Consider the following 17,457-nt stretch of genomic DNA (forward strand, 5'->3'; position numbering starts at 1 on the left):
AACGTTGTAGTTGAGGTGTGTGAGTACTACATAACTACATCAATCGAGTTTTTTTAAATGTAAAAATTCTGTAAATCAGCAATTTAAAAGGCTTTTTTACGAAATTACACAAAGTGATGATGTAGTAATGATGTAGTATGTTGAAGTAGGATTTATAGCATTTAACTAATTATCGGTATGTGATAAAGAAGACGGTTTATATTGTTAGTAAGAATTTAGTTAAATTTTCTTCCTGTTTTAATTCCAATTTCTTTCTTAATCGATAACGATGTAATTCGACTCCTCTAAAAGAAATATTCATCATCGGAGCAATTTCTTTAGAAGAAAGGTTCATTTTAAGATAAATGCATAACCTTATATCTTTTGGAGTCAAATTTGGGAACGAAGTACTCAAGGTGGCAATGAACTCTTTGTGAATTTGATTCAAGTTGGTTTCAAAAGTTTCCCATTCATGTTTGTTAACCGCATTGATTTTAATCACTTTTCGAATATCACTCTTTAGTTTACTGATATCTGAATCTGATTCCAAGATGGTTTGTATGCTATCCATCATTTCGGTTTGTTTGGCAATAGAAAGCGATTTGCCAGCTACTTCAGAAGATTTAGTTTGCAATTCTAGTTCTAGTATGTGTTTTTCATATGATTGAATCTGCAAATCATTTTGCACTTTCAACTCCATTTGTTTTAACTCGTTTTGATGTTTAAATTCTTCTTCTTTTAATTTCATTATTTGGACGTAGCGAAGTTTGTTCCATTTATAATATAAGAAAAGAATACCTCCTAAGGCCAATAAGTAAAGGAGGATCATCCAAATTGAAAAATACCAAGGTTGTCTCACAGCAAAAGAAAAGCTTTTGACTTTGTTGTAGTGTATGCCGTCATAATGGTGAATCGTAAGGGAGTGAGATCCTGTACTCAAATTATTTAACCTAATGATACCAGTTCTCAAAGGAGTAAATCGGTTTAATCCGTCTAATTTGTAAAATAAATTGGGTTTGTTTATGCCAAAAACACCAGAAACCACCTGTATTTTTAATTCAGAATCATGGTCAATTTTAGCCCCATCTTTGACAATTGTTGTGTTATTATATGCCTCAATTTCTGGGATCTCATGAGGTCTGTTTTTAAAATCAAACTCCAATGAAATAAAGCCATCGTCTAAATTTAGCAAGTACTTGTTTTGCGTTTTAAAAATTTTCAACTGATTATTGATCAATTTTCCTTTGTAGTATTTTTCAGGAATAAGGTTCCATTGGAATCGATTTCCTTTGGATCGAATATGATACAACAATTCACCACTGATGACTAAAAATTGTTGATCATCTATAGGTATGATGTCTGAAATATTTTTAAAGTTAGATTGAAACCAATCGTTAATTTCTAAGGTATTGGTCAAAGAGTTGAAAACATACCACGAGTTATTGATCAAAAAGAGGAGTTGGTTTCTAAATTCAAAGAGTTTAACTCCAAAATCGTTTTTAATCTGCGAATTTTGGGTAATATTCTCTATTTTTTGGGTTTGATACTTCTCATCAAGAGTTACTCGGTACAATCCGCGATAATTATCTGCGGCCCAAATTTCGTTTTTACGAATTTGAGCTACATATTTTATGGGCTTTATTAATTTTAGAATAGCACTACTTTCCTTAAAATTATTCGTATTGGGATACAACCTGATGCCTGCATAGCTAGCTTGCAGGTAAGTCGAATTGATACTGCTTTTAACAAAATTCCAACCACCTGCAACTTGATTTATTAGGGATAATCCACTCGAAGTGTCATAAAAAAAAGTGCCGTCGTTATGTCCGATAATATAGCCAGAAGGTACGGCCGTTATGTTCCAAGCTTGTCTTTCGGTATTGGGAAGTTGCGTGAGTTTGTTTTGCTCGAATTCAAACAATCCATGGTTAGAAGCTAATAAATATTTTGAATTGGTAGTTTTTGTTACCGCATATACCGATCCTAAAACGCCTGAATTATCATTTAAAATAGCAACAGGCGAATTGGTTTCTATGTGAGAAATTCCATTGTCTAATCCTAGCCACAAATCTTTCTCTTTGTCCACAAAAACACTCAAGACCGTGTTGTTCAATAAGGTGTTTTTGCGATTGATATTTTGATACGTGCCATTTGTAAAATCATAAAGATACAATCCGTTTGATCCAGAACAGATAATCATTTTTTCTGGAGACAGCATTTTCGCTTTATTGATGTTTACCTTTTTTAAAACGGAATTTAAAGGAGAAGACCATGCTTTTAATTGGTTGTTTTCAGTAACAAAAACCCCGTTTTTTTGAGTAAAAACAAACCATTGTTTACCTCTTTTTTGTAAGCCGTGAATGACATTGTTTTGGAGTGCCTCCCAGCCCGGAATAGGTTGCAGTTTTTGACCCACTAATTTAAAAATTCCTTGCTCCACCGAGGCGACATAAATAGCGTTATCCACAAGAAAACAATACGATATTAAATACGGAAAATTTATTTTTTGAATGTTTCCGTTTTCATAAATGTATAAGTTGTTGAACGATTGAAAATAGAGTTGATTTTTGAGTTTGAAAATTTTCCAAACTTCTTCATTTTCTTTCTCATTAAAAACATTTTTACCTTTGGAAATAGAATAATACGTCATTTTTCCATCCTTTCGTTTCCAATATCCAAATTCTTTGTAGGACCCAGAATAGATGCGATCCTGATCTGCAAAAACCGAACGAATTACTGTTTTGTTGGGTAAATAGTATTTCTCCCAAACCACTCCATTGTATCGTAACAAATATTGGTTGTTGGCAAAATAGAGTGCGTTGTCTAGGCCTTGTGTTACATCCCACACTTGATTGTCACCTTTGTAACTTGACTTATCATATTTTTCGACAAAAGGGAGTAATTCTTGGGAGGAAGTGGTCAAAGTAGTTAAAAACAAGAAAAGGGAAACTATTTTTTTCAAAACGATATTTTTTGTATCAAATTTAATAGGTTTTTGTCAAAATCATTAATTTTTAGGTCAATTTTACAATTTGAACTTTTATTTTGAGAATAGCTATAGGACGATACTTTTTTAATTCTATATTTGCATCCGAATTAAGGTTGCGTTTTACTGTTTTTAGAAAACGCATTAAAAGGGAATTAGGTTCAAAACCTAAGCTGTACCCGCAACTGTAAGCTATCAAGCTTGTTGTTATCTACAAAGCCACTGTTTTTAAAGTGGGAAATTAGAAATTAGAAATAGAAGTATAGCTTCTGACCTCTAACTTCTAACTTCTACCTTGGAATGGGAAGGTCAACAACAAGACGCAAGCCAGGAGACCTGCCTTTTTTCTTAACCAATAGCGGACTTTCGGGAAAAAAGGTTCAGGAAATTATGATACATTTAAAATCTTTTCTTTGTTTTTGCCTGCTGGCAAGTCAACTGACTTTTGCTCAGAATGATTCGATTACTCGCTTGAAAGAGGTCATCATTGCTGATGCGAAGCTGCGCAAATTCTCTAGTTCTCAAACAATTTTGAGTTTGAACGATTCTATTTTGTCTAAAAATAGCGTGTTGTTGACCAATTTACTCAATTACAATTCGGTTTTATATTTTAAAGAATACGGTCGTGGTATGTTGTCGACGGTGGCTTTTAGGGGAACAACTGCGTCGCAAACGGCTGTGATTTGGAACGGTCTCAATATCAATTCTCAAATGAATGGGAGTACAGACTTCAACACTTTGTCTGGAATGGATTACAGTACTATTGCGGTTAAAGGTGGCGGTGGTAGTGTGATTTATGGCAGTGGAGCTATTGGAGGAACGGTACATTTGAACAACGACTTAAAGTTTGATGACTCATTTTCTAATCAATTGCGATTGGATTACGGGAGTTTTTCTACGCAAAATCTCAATTATAGTAGTCATTTTTCTAATACAAAATGGTCGGCTCAAATAGGTATTTCTCGAAACTATTCTGATAACGATTATGATTATCCTGATAGTTTTGATTGGAAAGGCAATCAACGGTTCAATGAAAACGGGGAATATGAAATTATTGGTTTCAATACAGCCATTGGTTTTAAAATTTCGAATCGTCAGATGTTGAAGTTTTACAGCCAATCTTCGAATACCGATAGGAATATTTCCTTGATCTTGCCCTCTGAATCTCGTACGAAATATAAGAATGATTTTAGTAGAAATTTATTAGAATATGAAGCCAAATCAGGGCTTTGGGTGACTAATTTGAAGGCCGCTTATCTTGCCGAAAACTATCAATATTTCCCAGACAATACGCTAAATCAATTCACTTATGGCGGTACCAATATGCTGATCGCCAAAGCCGATTTGAGTTATCAAGCGAGTCGTTCTATTCTTCTAAATTCTATCGTAGAATACAATAAAACCAAAGGTAAAGGTTCAGGATTTGGATATCATGAACGTGAAATTACTGGTGTTTCATTTTTGGTCAAACAAGAAGTTTCGTCCCAATGGCAAAATGAATTGGGGATTCGTAAGGAGTTTACCAGCAATTACAAATCGCCTGTTCTTTTTTCGGCAGGAAGTGCTTTGCGCATTGCACCTTGGTACCAATTGAAAGTCAATGTTTCGCACAATTTCCGAATTCCTACCTACAATGATTTGTATTGGGAAGAAGGCGGTAATCCCAATTTAAAACCCGAAAGTGCGTACCAAGGCGAACTGGCCAATGTCTTTACTTACAAAAATATTAGCTTGACGCAAACAGCCTATTACAATAAAATTAAAGATTTGTTGCGTTGGGTTCCGGGGAATAATGGTATTTGGTCTCCTCAAAATACAGATCGAGTAGCTGCTTATGGCATAGAAACCTTGTTGGCTTGGAAACAACAATTTGGAAACAGCATTTGGCAAATCAATGGGACGTATGCCTACACTATTTCTAAAAATGAGGAAACTCAAAAGCAATTGTTTTTTGTGCCTTATCACAAAGCTACCGCTGCTTTGGCGTATAGTTATCAAAAATGGAGCGCAAATTATCAATTCTTGTATAATGGTTTTGTTTATACCCAATCCGATAACGATCCTAGTGCTATCATTCCTTCGTATTGGGTTGCTAATGTGGGTGTGGATTATGAGTTTTTTAAGCGTAATCCCATAAAAATTGGTATTCAAGTACTTAATCTATGGAATGAAAAATATGAAAGTCTGGAAAACAGAATCATGCCCGGGCGCAATTTTAATTTGTATCTAATCTTTAAATTTTAATATAATGAAGTTAACTAGAGTTTTATTTGTAGCCTTTACTTTTGCCTTTTTGGCGTCTTGTAGTAATGATGATACCAACGAAAATGTATCCAAAGGGAATTATGATAATGGTGTGTTTATTTTAAATGAAGGTAATTCTTCAGGAGGATCTGTTTCGTTTTTAGGAGACGATTTGAGTAGTTTTAAGCAAGATGTGTACGGTGCTGAAAATCCAGGTGACTTACCAGGTAAGTATTTACAAAACATCTTTTTTGATGGCGATAAAGCGTATATCATTGCTGGTGGCTCTAACGTTATTAATGTAGTGAATCGTTATTCTTTTAAACTGATTACAAAAATAGAAACTGGTTTTGTGAATCCAAGATACGGAGTAGTTAGAAATGGAAAAGCATATGTAACCAATGCGAATGCCTATGGAGGAACATCGGGCAATACAGACGATTTTGTTGCTGTTATCGATTTGGCCACTAACAAAGTGGAGTCTAAAATTAACTTGAATGCTACGGCCAATCGTATTGTTGTAGATGGCGATAAGTTGTACATCACAGAACCCTATAATAGCGACAAAGTTTTGGTAGTAAATACGGTAACCAAAGCTTTAGAAACGCCAATAACTGTTGGGTCAAGTGCTAATACAATGGAAGTGAAAAACGGTGTTTTGTATGTGTTAGCAGCTCCATATGGAAGTGCAAGCAAAATTGTAAAAGTAAAATTATTGGATAAATCGGTTACTGAAGTGGTGTTTCCAACGACTTTGACCGATGCAGGAAATTTGGATATTTATGGTTCTAAAATCTATTTTACAAAAGATACAGGCGTGTATAGTATGGACATCACGGCTGCACAACCTTCTGATAAACCTATTTTTAAGTACTCATCGACTTCACAATATGGAGTAATGTATGGTTTTGCGGTAGAGAATGATAAAATTTTCATTGCTGATGGAGGCGATTTCGCTTCGAATAGTAAGGCTTATGTGTATTCATTAACTGGAACTTTACAAAAAGAATTAGTAGTAGGAGTAGGGCCAAACGGATTCTATTTTAATAACTAAAAGGTGTAACTTAAAAATAAAAAAGGCGTTTTCGCAAATGAAAACGCCTTTTTTTGTTTGGAATAATTGTTGTTTTTATTTTAGAGTTGAAGCCACATCTAAAACGGCATTCGCAATCTTAGTTTGTTCTACTTTATCGGTCAGGGTGCGTTTGTCAGTTTCATTAGTCAAATAACCTAATTCAATCAAAACACCAGGAACTGTAGCTTTCTTTAACACCATAAAAGGAGCGTTTTTTATGATAGTATTGCCTTTTAAAGCGGTTTGCTCCGTCAATCTTGCGTTAAGTTGTGTTGCAATTTCTTTAGATTGTTGAGCCGTGGCAGGATTTTGTTCGTTGATAAAAAATTCCAATCCAGATTTTTGACTTGTAGCGTTAGCATTAACATGCAATGAAATGAATAAATCAGGTTGTATGCTATTGATAAGAGCTGCACGAGAATGCAATTCCACGAATTCATCCTCATTTCTAGTAAAATGTAAAACAATAGCTTGATTGGTATTCTGTTCTTTGATTTTATTAGCAATTTGAGCAACGATTTCTTTCTCGATAGCAGCGTCATTTTTTGCGCCAAAATCATGTCCGCCATGTCCAGCATCGATAACTACGTGGATGGTTTTAGAAGGTTTCAATGCAGGCGAAATAAATGCTAAGGAAGCACAAGCTAAAAAGCCAATACCAATTTTTGAATACAATTTCATACTATAATGTTTTAAAAGTTACTAATGAAGTTTTAAAAAGCATTGCTTTTCAGAGATGTATTTATAACGCTATATTTTATGATTTTAGTATAATTACTATAAAGATTGTAATAATCCTTCAGGAATCGTTTCTAAATACATGTCGTTTCTAAAGCCTTTGATAGATTTTGAATCTTTGAAATATTCAAATGTTTTGCCTTTTGTTGTAGGAACACCTTTGGCAGTACCTGTAATTTTTCCGATGGCTAATTTTAATAAAGGTTCATTCACATCACCCAAAACACCAAAAGTACTGATGGTTTCTTTGAGTTCAAAAGTAGGCGTCAAACCACTTTGATAATCGCCAAATCCGTTCGCATTTACAATTTTAAGCACTAAAGGTTGCATAGCGTATTTATGGGATTTGTTTACGTTTTCTTTTTCAAAAGTTGGAGAATCGTACAGCGTGATGGAACCCACATTTTTACCTGTCGTCACATCTCCAATTTGAACGACCTCGATAAAAGGCTTTAAACCATTAATCACCAATTCACTTGCTGAAGCGGTACTTTTTGTCGTTAGTACATAGATTTTTTTTAATTTTAAACTATTGATTGGGGTAGAGCCAATTTTATCCGTGAAAAAGTTTTTCAATGCTTCAGGATTATTGGTGTTAAAATAAGCTTCTATCTTTTCGTTCCATTGTTGTTTGGCAAACACTTTCCCTGTTAAGTCTCCTGTAATCATGCTTGCTAAACGCGTAGCTGTTTGTACTGATCCTCCTCCGTTGTAGCGCAAATCCAGTACTAATTCGGTAACACCTGCCGATTTTAAACTTCCAAAAGCGTCGTTGAGTTGGGTGTCGTAATTAGCAAAAAAGCCATTGTACATCAAATACCCTATTTTTTTTCCTCCTGTTTCTATTACTTTATTGATTAAAATCGGATTTTCATTCAAAGTGGTTTTCGTTAAAGCAACTGATTTGCCATTACTAACAATAGTAGTTCCATTATAATCTGCTAAATTCAAAGTATAACTTTCGGCATTTAATAATAAAGTTTGATAGTTGCTTACTGTTAATTGCGTTCCATTAACTCCTGTAAACATATCACCACGTTTAATGGCTTTAGTAGCAGCATCGGATCCTGGAATGATATAACGAACATATCCAAAAATTTCGGTGGTACTTCCAGGTTTATAACTTAAACCAAAATCAACACCATCATTTTTGGTAGTACCTTGAAAGGATTGTTCTAAAGCTTCGTAGTCATCCACAATCCAGCTGAAACGGTCCGTATTTTTGTCTATACGCAAGGCTTCAAATAAGCTTTCGGGAGTGCTGTATCCGCTTAGAAAGGTGTTTAACTCGGCTTGATTTTTAAATTTGTTGTCCGCTAAATTAGGAACGCTACTTTGCCACAAATAATATTGGTTCATGCCTTTCCATATAAAGTTCTGAATTTCCAGACCTTTGGGTGCAGCGATATCGTCATCATCTTTTTGACAGCTCTGAAAAAGGAAAAGGCTTGTAACTAAAAGCAGGACAATTTTATAGGTTGTTTTCATATTGAGGTTAGGTCTATTTAGTTTTTGTAAAAATACTAACTTTAAAATTATTTTTTTATTGTTTGTAACAAAAATAATTGTCGTTCGTCTTGCTTATATGAACCGCTAGAAACAACCATTAGAATGAACCAAAATGAGTTTGTACAATTGATTACTCCTTTCAAAGACAAGGTCTTTCGATTGGCCAAACGATTACTCGTGAGTACCGAGGAGGCGGAAGATGCTACGCAAGAGGTTTTGGTAAAGTTGTGGAATAAAAACGAAAGTTTGTCTGATTATGGCAGTGTAGAAGCCTTGGCAATGACCATGACTAAGAATCATTGTTTGGATCAGTTGAAAGCCAAACGTTCTAGTAATTTGAGAATTGTACATAATAATTACACGGATCGCGAACCAAGTTTACAGCAAAAAGTAGAAGATAATGATAGTTTGAATTGGGTGGCTAAAATAATTGATCAATTGCCAGAACAGCAGCGCATAATTATCCAATTGCGAGAAGTGGAGCAATATGAGTTTGAAGAAATCGCCAAATTATTAGAAATGAATGAAACCGCCATTCGCGTGGCACTCTCTAGAGCTAGAAAAACCATCAGAGAGCATATGTTAAAAACACACCGTTATGGAACTGTATAAAATAGAAGCACTTTTAGAAAAATACTTTCAAGGAGAAACCAGTATTGCCGAGGAAAAAGAGTTGACGAATTATTTTTCTTCATCAAATGTTGCGCAGCATTTAGAGCAATATCAGCCCTTATTTGGCTACTTCTCCTTAGCCAAAGCAGAAACAACTCGACAAGTGGTATCAGAATTGTCTACAAAAAAGACTTATTTTGCACCATCAGCTTGGTGGTCTTTAGCGGCTTCGGTTGTGATTTTGTTTGGAATAGGAATGTATGTTTACACCACCAATGCAACAAAAAATAGTGTGGCCTCCAACGAATTAGGGACTTATGATACACCCGAAGAAGCGTTTAGAGAAACCCAAAAAGCACTAGCCCTGTTGTCAGGTCACGTAAACACCGGCATAGAAAGTGTGCAGGTCATTCAGGAATACAATGAATCAAAAGGAAAAGTTTTTAATCAATAAATCAAAAAACAACATGAAATCAACAGTTATAATCAGTAACAAAACTCGTTTTATTTCAATAACGAAAAAAGTATTTTTAGCTTTAGTATTTTTACTAGTCGCTAACCCCATTTTTGCTCAAGGTGCCTTCGATAAATTTGATGGCCAAGACGATGTCACTTCGGTGATTGTCAACAAAAAAATGTTCGAAATGATGAGCAAAGTCAAAGTCGATGCCTCTGATAAAGAGATGCAACAGTATTATCATTTGATAAAAAAATTAGACAATTTAAAAGTGTTCACCACCAAAAGTGCTCGTGTAGAAGCTGAAATGAAAGCCACTGCTGAACGCTATATGAAAACGGCTAATTTAGAAGAGCTAATGCGTGTAAATGATAATGGTCGTAGCATTAAAATATTAGTAAAATCAGGCGCCAAAGACACTCAAATCAGAGAGCTGTTGATGTTTATTGATGGAGGAAAAGGTGAAGATAGTGTCTTGATGTCATTGACAGGAGATTTTGATTTGAATGAAATCTCAGTATTGACTGATAAAATGCGTTTTCCTGGTGGAGATGATTTAAAAAAAGCCACAAAAGGGAAGAAGTAGGAGCTAGTAACTAGTACTTAGTGATCAGTACTTAGTATTTAGTAAGTATTAATTTGTCAAATCAGCTTACTTTATTAATATAAGTCATTATTCTAAAACAAAGCAATCCAATTCCTGCAAGGTTTTCAAAACCTTGTAGGTGTGTTTTCAGATTCTAAAAAAGGTCAAAACAAAAAAAGGAACTACAAGGAATTGTAATAAGCTAGTGTAAGAATATTCAAAATGGAACGCAGTTAATATTTAAAAAGGTAAAAAAATGAAAGCAGTAGTTAGTTTGGCTCTTTTCCTATGCCTGTGGTTGAGTAGTTGTAACTCTGAACCGAGTTTGCAAAAGTATTTTGTAGAGAATACAGAAAATAAAAATTTTATAGCGCTTGATATTTCCTCTTCTATTTTGAATTTGGATCAGGCGAAACTCTCTTTGGAACAAAAAGAAGCGTTACAGTCTTTTAAAAAGATGAATGTGCTGGCTTTTAAACGCAACCCCAATAATACGACCGAATTCGAAACAGAACGCGCTAAATTAAACGGAATCTTGAAAAACCCAAAGTACCAACAACTCATGAAGTTTGGTTCTGGTAAAGAAGGTGCTTCCGTAAGTTTTGTAGGAACAGATGAGCATATCGAAGAGTTTGTTTTGTTTGCCAACCAAAAAGAAACGGGTTTTGCAGTGGTTCGGGTGTTGGGCAAAGACATGAATCCTACTCATATTATGAACATGATGTCGGTTTTGCAGCAATCAAAAATCGATTTGGATCAGTTGAAACCGTTACAAGAATTGCTGAAGAAATAAAGGTAATGATAACACGGATTGATTTTAATAAAATAAGCGTTAAATTTGCGAGCTCTAAATCAATCCCCCAAATAATGAATAATAAGGTATTAAAAATAGCAATACTAGGAATTTTAGTATGCTTTATTTTTGGACTTCAAGGTTGTACCGTTCATCATGTTCATCCTACTAAAGTAGTTAAGGTTAAGAAAATCCCTCCGGGACATGCTAAGAAAATGTCAGGTGAAAAAAGCGCCAAAAACCATGCTCACAAGCATTAAAAAAAACAGTAACCGTTTCAAGGTGTTTTCTTGAAACGGTTTTTTTATTTTTTTGTTACTAGATTAAATTTTTTTGCTACAAAATCAATCTTTTCCGAAGGAACTCCAGTCGCTAAAAAAAAGAGTCGTAGACTCGACTAATATTGTAGGGCTGGATTTCAATCCAGCACAAGTACAAGAATTGATTTTACAAAATCAATCTTTTCCAAAGGAACTCCGGTCGCTAAAAAAAAGAGTCGTAGACTCGACTAATATTGTAGGGCTGGATTTCAATCCAGCAATATCAAGGTAATTGGAAATAAAAGCCTTTAGAAGCTAGTTTAGAGGGGTAATAAAGATAGATTTCTTCTTATTCAGATTATCTAATCTTTTTGCATAATCCCCAACTTTTGAACTTGATCCCTTTTGAACTTGATCCCTTGATCCTTTAAAATGTTCCAAACAAAAAAAGAGCAACAAATACAAGATTTATTGCTCTAAAAAAAATGTGACCACGGTGGGATTTGAACCCACACGCCCTTACGAGCACCACCCCCTCAAGATGGCAAGTCTACCGTTTCTCCACGTGGCCGAAAACAAAAAAGGTTACCCGTACAACGAATAACCTTTGTGACCCGACTGGGGCTCGAACCCAGGACCCCATCATTAAAAGTGATGTGCTCTACCAACTGAGCTATCGAGTCAATCATTCAAGAAACGTATGTCTAGTTCACACTATTTGTGACCCGACTGGGGCTCGAACCCAGGACCCCATCATTAAAAGTGATGTGCTCTACCAACTGAGCTATCGAGTCATTTCGTTCCCTGAATGCGGGTGCAAATATACATACTTTTTTTCGAAGTTTCCAAGCGTTTTTATTATAAATTTGTCTTTTTTTATTAAAAACTTACAATCCCTTAGTTAGTAGGGCTTTAAAATCATGAAGAAAATAGTATTATTAGGGTATATGGGCTGTGGAAAGTCAACCATTGCTAATAACCTGTCTCAAAAAACAGCAATATCATATTTAGATCTGGATCATTTTATTGAAGAAAAGACTAATTTGTCGATCAAAGCGCTTTTTGAAAAGCATGGCGAGGTGTATTTTCGTAAAGTAGAACACCAAGCTTTTGTAGAAGTATTGGCCATGCCTGGCGATCTGATCCTTGGACTTGGTGGTGGAACGCCATGTTACGCTAATAATCATGTGTTGTTGCAGCAGCCTGAGGTTATTTCTATATACCTAAAAGCTTCTATCGACACATTGTTTGAGCGATTGTCTAAGAATAGAAGTAAACGTCCCGTAATTGCCAACCTAAATGAGGAGGAATTGAAAGAGTTTATCGCAAAACATTTGTTCGATAGAAGTTTTTATTATCATCAAGCTCAGCATATCCTTCCTATTGATGGGAAGTCTGTCTCCGAAATTGTGACAAGTATTGAGCTACTTTTAGCTTAGATAAGCGTAGCTGTTACCCGAATCTTCAAAAACCACCTGTACGTGTTCAAATAAAGAAGTCGATAATGAGATCCCCTTGAAATCGGCTTTTACAGGATATTTTTTGTGGTTTCGATCAATGAGTACTGCGGTTTTGAATTTTTTTAAGGGAACTTCTAAGAAATGACGCACCGCATAGATGAGTGTCGTGCCGGAATTCAATACATCATCCACTAAAACTAATCCTTTGTTGGTGTAGTTTTCTTTGGATAATGAAGTGCGAATGGCTAAGTCAGGTTGGTGTTTGTTGAGTATCACTTCGCAAAGCGATACTTTAATTGGAGAAATCAAAGCCAATGCTGCGGCTATTTTTTGAGCAAAGAGATAACCGTTTTTGGTAATGCCTGCCAAGACAATTTCTTCTTCTTCTACAAAGGTTTCGTATATTTGATAAGCAATTCGCTTGGTTTTATGTTCGATTTCTTGATGGGATAAAATGATATTTTGGCTCATAGTTTTATTTTTTAATTTATTTAGTAAAAATGAAAAGATAGTGATGCCTGAAGCAAGAGTTTGTGTTTTGTAGACTAAAATAAGACTTCGTCGTCTGTAGTAATCACATTGCCAAACTCGTCAATGTCACGTCGATCTTTTTTGGTAGGGCGTCCGGTGCCATTTTTGCGATAGTGTTCTTTGGATAATTTTAGTAATTCAAGATGTTGATAGACTTCTGCAGGCGTGTCGTTTCGGCGATACATATCGACTAATTTGGCTCCCAAACGGCTTTCGGGAACATCCAAAACGGTGATGGTTTGTGTGATTTGATCCTTACGAAAGGTGATGACATCCGTAGGAAAAACTTCCTTCGAGGCTTTGGCAACTTGACCATTTACAGTGACTTGGTTTTTTTTGCAAGCTTCGGTAACCATGTTACGGGTTTTGTAGTACCGAACGCACCACAAATATTTATCTATTCGCATAATTTTTCAAAAATCAAAGTTAAATACTTCATCAAAATCAATCTAAATTGTATCTTGCGCACCTAAAAACTAGTACTAATGAACAAAATTAAGTTTTATTTTATTTTATCAATGCTAACGTTGGCATTATTTTCATGTTCTAAAGATAAAGAAGATGAGTTGACACCGCCGAGAGAATATAGCGTGCAATATGCTACCGATATTAAGGACATTGAAGAATACTTAAATACTTTTTATATAGAAGAGGTTACTGCTGATTTTGATATTAAAATCACTAAAATCCCTGCTGGAGGTACTCAAACTTCCATAATGAAGCAAACTAAGTACCCGATTCAGTTTAGAGAAGTGGATTTGCATGGCATAAAATACAAGTTGTATTATTTGATTTTAAATGAGGGAAAAGGGGAATCTCCATGTAATGTAGATAGTTATTTTATAGGATATAAGGGGGATTATTTGCAGCAGGTGACCAAAGATGGAGTTACGACACTAACGGCAACTGAATTCCAACGAAATGATTTTTATCTGCTTTCAAACGCCTTAACAGGATTTTCCGAATTCATTCCTAAGTTGAGAAAAGGGACTTATTCTTCAAATGCTGATGGTACAGTTTCGTATAAAGATTTTGGAGCAGGTGTAGTTTTTATTCCTTCTGGATTGGCCTATTTTAGTAGTGGTAGTGGTACGATTCCTGCTTATGCACCAATCACTTTTAATATTAAATTATATGAAATTCAACGATCGGATTTGGATAGAGAAATTAACGGAACCTTTAGTCCTGATGGTATTCCTTCCTATTTGGAAGATATAGATGGTGATGGGTATTTATATGATTTCAGAAGTGAGATTCTTTATCCAAACAAGCCTGTTAATCCAGACGATACGGATGGGGATGGGATACCTGATTTCTTGGATGTGGATGATGATGGTGATGGTTATACGACTAAATTAGAGCGTTCATATAAAGACGCCAATGGAAAAACATTGTATTATGATTTTGCCGATATTCCTCTTTGTACAGGAGGGAATGGCAAGAAAAGACACTTGGATCCAAAATGTCAGAATTAAAGAAAACGTAGTTTTAAACATATAATAAACCGTTCCAGTTTTGGAGCGGTTTTTTTGTGCAGTTAGTTGAGGTTTTATTTTTTTTAAATCTGCGTTTCAAAGGCGCTGGATTGAAATTCAGCGTTACAATATCGGTCGAGTCTCCGACTCTTTTCATGCTAAACTGTTTTGGGCTAATTTTTTAATCTGTGTCAATCTGAGAAATTTGTGTTTCGTTTAATAGATAAAAAAAATCCCGCCAAGTATACACAAGACGGGATGATTTTGGGATGGATAAAAAATTATTTTCTAGCCAATACTCTTTCTACAGCTTCAACAATCGCTTGGTTGTTTAGCTTGTATTTTTCCATTAATTGTTCTGGGGTTCCAGACTCTCCAAAGCTATCATTTACGGCTACAAATTCTTGTGGCGCAGGATTATTTAGAGCTAAAACTCTCGAAACGCTTTCGCCTAAACCACCTAAGATGTTGTGTTCTTCCGCAGTCACTACACATTTCGTTTTGGTAACTGATTTCAAAATAGCTTCTTCGTCCAAAGGTTTGATGGTGTGGATGTTGATTACTTCTGCTGAGATTCCTTTAGCTTCCAAAGCTTCAGCAGCGATTAAAGCTTCCCAAACTAAGTGGCCTGTTGCAACGATAGTAACATCTGTTCCTTCGTTTAATAAAATTGCCTTTCCGATAACAAAAGGTTCGTCTGCTGGCATAAAGTTAGGCACCACAGGACGACCAAAACGCAAGTAAGCTGGGCCGTGGTGATCGGCTAAAGCGATCGTAGCTGCTTTGGTTTGATTGTAATCACAAGTGTTGATTACGGTCATGCCAGGCAACATTTTCATTAATCCAATATCTTCAAGGATTTGGTGGGTTGCTCCATCTTCTCCAAGGGTTAAACCTGCGTGTGATGCACAAATTTTCACATTTTTATCAGAGTAAGCAACGGATTGACGAATTTGATCGTACACACGACCAGTAGAAAAGTTAGCAAATGTTCCTGTGAAAGGAATTTTTCCTCCGATAGTCATACCAGCTGCAATTCCAATCATGTTGGCTTCTGCAATTCCGATTTGGAAAAAACGCTCTGGGTGATTTTTTTTGAAATCATCAAATTTCAATGACCCGATTAAATCCGCACAAAGTGCTACTACATTCTCGTTTTTTTGACCCAATTCAGTCATTCCCGCTCCAAAACCTGAACGAGTATCTTTACTTCCTGTATTTGTATATTTTTTCATAAGCCTCCCCAACCCCTCCGAAGGAGGGGAGTTCCTATTGGGGTAAATAGGATTTATAATTTTTTATTTTCTAATTATTTAACTAAGCTTTTTTTCCTTTTGGAGGATGAGGAGCTTAATAATCTGCTAAAGTTGAACTATTTTGTGCTAGACCATTTTCTAATTGAGCATCATTTGGCGCTTTTCCGTGCCAAGCATGTGTATGCATCATGAAATCAACACCATTACCCATTTCAGTGTACAACAACACACAAACTGGTTTTCCTTTTCCAGTTTTAGCTTTAGCTTCGGTCATTCCAGCAATAATCGCTTCGATGTTGTTTCCTTCTTTGATTTCAAGAACATCCCAATCAAAAGCTTCAAATTTAGCTTTTAGGCTTCCCATATTCAATACTTCGTCAGTAGTTCCATCAATTTGTTTCCCATTAACGTCGATGGTAGCAATAAGGTTGTCTACGTTTTTTGCAGAAGCATACATAATCGCTTCCCAGTTTTGACCTTCTTGCAATTCGCCGTCTCCATGTAACGTATAAACGATATGTGAATCACCATTTAATTTTTTAGCTTGAGCAGTTCCCAACGCTACAGAAAGTCCTTGTCCTAAGGAACCAGAAGCCATACGTACTCCAGGTAATCCTTCGTGTGTAGTAGGGTGTCCTTGTAAACGAGAATTTAATAAACGGAACGTAGCCAATTCTGCTACTGGAAAATAACCGCTTCTAGCCAATACGCTATAGAATACAGGCGAAATATGACCATTCGATAGGAAGAAAACATCTTCTCCAATACCGTCCATGTCAAATCCTTCTTTGCGATCCATTAAATATTGATAAAGAGTAACCAAAAATTCTGTGCATCCTAGAGAACCACCTGGGTGTCCAGAATTAACAGCGTGTACCATACGAAGAATATCTCTTCTAACTTGGATAGTTAAATCGTTTAATTGTTGTGTGTTAGGCTTCATTTTGTGTGTAAAAGTTAAACTGCTGCAAAAGTAATTTTTATTTTTGGGAAGACCAATGATTTCGGGTGCAATTTCCCCTATAATTCGAAAATAGCATCCTGCCATAATTTCGGGCTGTATTTAAAGCCTCTGAAACAAAAAAAGATTAGCGTATAGCCAATCTTTTCGAATGTTGTTGCGAAGGAGGAAGTGTGGCAAAAGGATACATCGTGAGCCACAAACCCTATACTTCTTGTTTTATAATTTGCTTTTTAAGCTTGCCCATCCACCACCGTTGTATACTTCTGAAAATCCATTAGCTTTTAAGATGCTTTTGGCCGATGCGCTTCGCATACCTGAGGCGCAACACGTAATGATAATCTGGTTTTTGTTTTTAAGTTTTCCTAAATTTAGCCTTAGTGCGTCTACGGGAATGTTTAGAGAATTTTGAATGTGGCCGCTATTGTATTCGCCTTTGCTTCGAACATCGATAATAATGGCGCCTTGTTGCAATAATGCTTTGTAGTTTGTAGTAGGTCCCAGACCCAAAATACGTTTTAAAAAAGTAATCATG

At 35.7% G+C, this 17,457-nt stretch carries 17 protein-coding genes, 3 tRNA genes and 1 riboswitch; of the genes, 9 read left to right on the forward strand and 11 right to left on the reverse strand.

Translation table 11 applies throughout. The annotated features are described in order from the left end of the window. Positions 1 to 196: 196 nt before the first annotated feature. Complete coding sequence (locus BXU11_RS05460) at positions 197 to 2,941, reverse strand: histidine kinase (protein WP_223253674.1); 2,745 nt, start codon at positions 2,939 to 2,941, stop codon at positions 197 to 199. Positions 2,942 to 3,061: 120 nt separating this feature from the next. Next, positions 3,062 to 3,324, forward strand: a riboswitch (cobalamin riboswitch). Between the two features lie 31 nt (positions 3,325 to 3,355). Between BXU11_RS05460 and BXU11_RS05465 the strand changes: the two genes are divergently transcribed. Together BXU11_RS05465 and BXU11_RS05470 are read left to right on the forward strand one after the other, a co-directional pair. Continuing rightward, positions 3,356 to 5,209 carry a TonB-dependent siderophore receptor gene (locus BXU11_RS05465; protein WP_078212097.1) on the forward strand — a complete coding sequence of 618 codons (1,854 nt, stop codon included), beginning with the start codon at positions 3,356 to 3,358 and terminating at the stop codon, positions 5,207 to 5,209. Positions 5,210 to 5,213: 4 nt separating this feature from the next. Beyond that, a complete protein-coding gene (locus tag BXU11_RS05470; RefSeq protein WP_078211285.1) occupies positions 5,214 to 6,263 on the forward strand; it encodes a YncE family protein in 1,050 nt (349 codons plus the stop codon). Between the two features lie 75 nt (positions 6,264 to 6,338). Here the strand turns inward: BXU11_RS05470 and BXU11_RS05475 are convergent, their stop codons facing one another. After that, on the reverse strand, positions 6,339 to 6,965 hold the full coding sequence (locus BXU11_RS05475) for an N-acetylmuramoyl-L-alanine amidase (protein ID WP_078211286.1): 627 nt from the start codon (positions 6,963 to 6,965) through the stop codon (positions 6,339 to 6,341). A 96-nt stretch (positions 6,966 to 7,061) separates the two neighbouring features. Then, the gene (locus BXU11_RS05480) at positions 7,062 to 8,510 is read right to left on the reverse strand and encodes a S41 family peptidase (RefSeq protein ID WP_078211287.1); all 1,449 of its coding nucleotides are present in this window, start codon (positions 8,508 to 8,510) and stop codon (positions 7,062 to 7,064) included. Between the two features lie 123 nt (positions 8,511 to 8,633). Here BXU11_RS05480 and BXU11_RS05485 point away from each other — a divergent pair, with 123 nt between their 5' ends. The 5 genes from BXU11_RS05485 (at position 8,634) to BXU11_RS05505 (ending at position 11,239) form a co-directional block, all read left to right on the forward strand. Beyond that, positions 8,634 to 9,143: an RNA polymerase sigma factor gene (locus BXU11_RS05485; protein ID WP_024982438.1), complete on the forward strand. Its 510-nt coding sequence runs from the start codon at positions 8,634 to 8,636 to the stop codon at positions 9,141 to 9,143. Next, positions 9,130 to 9,597, forward strand: a complete 468-nt coding sequence (locus tag BXU11_RS05490; protein ID WP_024982439.1) for a hypothetical protein — start codon at positions 9,130 to 9,132, stop codon at positions 9,595 to 9,597. The genes BXU11_RS05485 and BXU11_RS05490 overlap by 14 nt, the downstream gene beginning before the upstream one ends. A gap of 13 nt (positions 9,598 to 9,610) precedes the next feature. Next, positions 9,611 to 10,186 carry a DUF4252 domain-containing protein gene (locus BXU11_RS05495; RefSeq protein ID WP_078212099.1) on the forward strand — a complete coding sequence of 192 codons (576 nt, stop codon included), beginning with the start codon at positions 9,611 to 9,613 and terminating at the stop codon, positions 10,184 to 10,186. Positions 10,187 to 10,442: 256 nt separating this feature from the next. Then, positions 10,443 to 10,979, forward strand: coding sequence for a DUF4252 domain-containing protein (locus BXU11_RS05500; RefSeq protein WP_024982441.1), 537 nt, complete (start codon positions 10,443 to 10,445; stop codon positions 10,977 to 10,979). Between the two features lie 74 nt (positions 10,980 to 11,053). Then, entirely contained in the window at positions 11,054 to 11,239 is a 186-nt protein-coding gene (locus tag BXU11_RS05505) for a hypothetical protein (RefSeq protein WP_078211288.1), read from the forward strand. Between the two features lie 488 nt (positions 11,240 to 11,727). On the opposite strand, the gene BXU11_RS05515 is transcribed toward BXU11_RS05505, so the two are convergent. From BXU11_RS05515 to BXU11_RS05525, 3 genes are all read right to left on the reverse strand, one after another. Continuing rightward, positions 11,728 to 11,810: transfer RNA gene (locus BXU11_RS05515), tRNA-Leu, on the reverse strand. A 39-nt stretch (positions 11,811 to 11,849) separates the two neighbouring features. Further along, positions 11,850 to 11,922, reverse strand: a tRNA-Lys gene (locus BXU11_RS05520). Positions 11,923 to 11,960: 38 nt separating this feature from the next. Next, a tRNA-Lys gene (locus BXU11_RS05525) sits at positions 11,961 to 12,033 on the reverse strand. Positions 12,034 to 12,159: 126 nt separating this feature from the next. Between BXU11_RS05525 and BXU11_RS05530 the strand changes: the two genes are divergently transcribed. After that, on the forward strand, positions 12,160 to 12,678 hold the full coding sequence (locus BXU11_RS05530) for a shikimate kinase (RefSeq protein ID WP_078211290.1): 519 nt from the start codon (positions 12,160 to 12,162) through the stop codon (positions 12,676 to 12,678). On the opposite strand, the gene BXU11_RS05535 is transcribed toward BXU11_RS05530, so the two are convergent. Next, positions 12,670 to 13,170 (reverse strand): phosphoribosyltransferase domain-containing protein, encoded by a 501-nt coding sequence (locus BXU11_RS05535; RefSeq protein WP_078211291.1) that lies wholly within the window; start codon positions 13,168 to 13,170, stop codon positions 12,670 to 12,672. The two genes, BXU11_RS05530 and BXU11_RS05535, sit on opposite strands and share 9 nt — an antisense overlap. A 74-nt stretch (positions 13,171 to 13,244) precedes the next feature. Further along, positions 13,245 to 13,637, reverse strand: coding sequence for an RNA-binding S4 domain-containing protein (locus BXU11_RS05540; RefSeq protein WP_078211292.1), 393 nt, complete (start codon positions 13,635 to 13,637; stop codon positions 13,245 to 13,247). A 78-nt stretch (positions 13,638 to 13,715) separates the two neighbouring features. Here BXU11_RS05540 and BXU11_RS05545 point away from each other — a divergent pair, with 78 nt between their 5' ends. Further along, positions 13,716 to 14,705, forward strand: a complete 990-nt coding sequence (locus BXU11_RS05545) for an FKBP-type peptidyl-prolyl cis-trans isomerase (RefSeq protein ID WP_078211293.1) — start codon at positions 13,716 to 13,718, stop codon at positions 14,703 to 14,705. 281 nt (positions 14,706 to 14,986) lie between these two features. Here BXU11_RS05545 and BXU11_RS05550 read toward each other — a convergent pair whose 3' ends face one another. The 3 genes from BXU11_RS05550 to BXU11_RS05560 form a co-directional block, all read right to left on the reverse strand. Then, positions 14,987 to 15,940, reverse strand: a complete 954-nt coding sequence (locus BXU11_RS05550; RefSeq protein ID WP_078211294.1) for a transketolase family protein — start codon at positions 15,938 to 15,940, stop codon at positions 14,987 to 14,989. Positions 15,941 to 16,055: 115 nt separating this feature from the next. Further along, on the reverse strand, positions 16,056 to 16,904 hold the full coding sequence (locus tag BXU11_RS05555; protein WP_024982450.1) for a transketolase: 849 nt from the start codon (positions 16,902 to 16,904) through the stop codon (positions 16,056 to 16,058). 237 nt (positions 16,905 to 17,141) lie between these two features. Further along, positions 17,142 to 17,456, reverse strand: a complete 315-nt coding sequence (locus BXU11_RS05560) for a rhodanese-like domain-containing protein (protein WP_078211295.1) — start codon at positions 17,454 to 17,456, stop codon at positions 17,142 to 17,144. Between the last annotated feature and the right edge of the window lies 1 nt (position 17,457).

Source organism: Flavobacterium sp. LM5 (genome assembly GCF_002017945.1).
Taxonomy (GTDB): domain Bacteria; phylum Bacteroidota; class Bacteroidia; order Flavobacteriales; family Flavobacteriaceae; genus Flavobacterium; species Flavobacterium succinicans.

Excerpts from the sequence above, each read along its gene's own strand:
- BXU11_RS05550 (WP_078211294.1), bottom strand. The coding sequence starts at position 15,940 with ATGAAAAAATATACAAATACAGGAAGTAAAGATACTCGTTCAGGTTTT.
- BXU11_RS05505 (WP_078211288.1), top strand. The coding sequence starts at position 11,054 with ATGAATAATAAGGTATTAAAAATAGCAATACTAGGAATTTTAGTATGC.
- BXU11_RS05555 (WP_024982450.1), bottom strand. The coding sequence starts at position 16,904 with ATGAAGCCTAACACACAACAATTAAACGATTTAACTATCCAAGTTAGA.
- BXU11_RS05535 (WP_078211291.1), bottom strand. The coding sequence starts at position 13,170 with ATGAGCCAAAATATCATTTTATCCCATCAAGAAATCGAACATAAAACC.
- BXU11_RS05540 (WP_078211292.1), bottom strand. The coding sequence starts at position 13,637 with ATGCGAATAGATAAATATTTGTGGTGCGTTCGGTACTACAAAACCCGT.
- BXU11_RS05465 (WP_078212097.1), top strand. The coding sequence starts at position 3,356 with ATGATACATTTAAAATCTTTTCTTTGTTTTTGCCTGCTGGCAAGTCAA.
- BXU11_RS05490 (WP_024982439.1), top strand. The coding sequence starts at position 9,130 with ATGGAACTGTATAAAATAGAAGCACTTTTAGAAAAATACTTTCAAGGA.
- BXU11_RS05475 (WP_078211286.1), bottom strand. The coding sequence starts at position 6,965 with ATGAAATTGTATTCAAAAATTGGTATTGGCTTTTTAGCTTGTGCTTCC.
- BXU11_RS05480 (WP_078211287.1), bottom strand. The coding sequence starts at position 8,510 with ATGAAAACAACCTATAAAATTGTCCTGCTTTTAGTTACAAGCCTTTTC.
- BXU11_RS05470 (WP_078211285.1), top strand. The coding sequence starts at position 5,214 with ATGAAGTTAACTAGAGTTTTATTTGTAGCCTTTACTTTTGCCTTTTTG.
- BXU11_RS05530 (WP_078211290.1), top strand. The coding sequence starts at position 12,160 with ATGAAGAAAATAGTATTATTAGGGTATATGGGCTGTGGAAAGTCAACC.
- BXU11_RS05500 (WP_024982441.1), top strand. The coding sequence starts at position 10,443 with ATGAAAGCAGTAGTTAGTTTGGCTCTTTTCCTATGCCTGTGGTTGAGT.
- BXU11_RS05545 (WP_078211293.1), top strand. The coding sequence starts at position 13,716 with ATGAACAAAATTAAGTTTTATTTTATTTTATCAATGCTAACGTTGGCA.
- BXU11_RS05485 (WP_024982438.1), top strand. The coding sequence starts at position 8,634 with ATGAACCAAAATGAGTTTGTACAATTGATTACTCCTTTCAAAGACAAG.
- BXU11_RS05495 (WP_078212099.1), top strand. The coding sequence starts at position 9,611 with ATGAAATCAACAGTTATAATCAGTAACAAAACTCGTTTTATTTCAATA.
- BXU11_RS05560 (WP_078211295.1), bottom strand. The coding sequence starts at position 17,456 with ATGATTACTTTTTTAAAACGTATTTTGGGTCTGGGACCTACTACAAAC.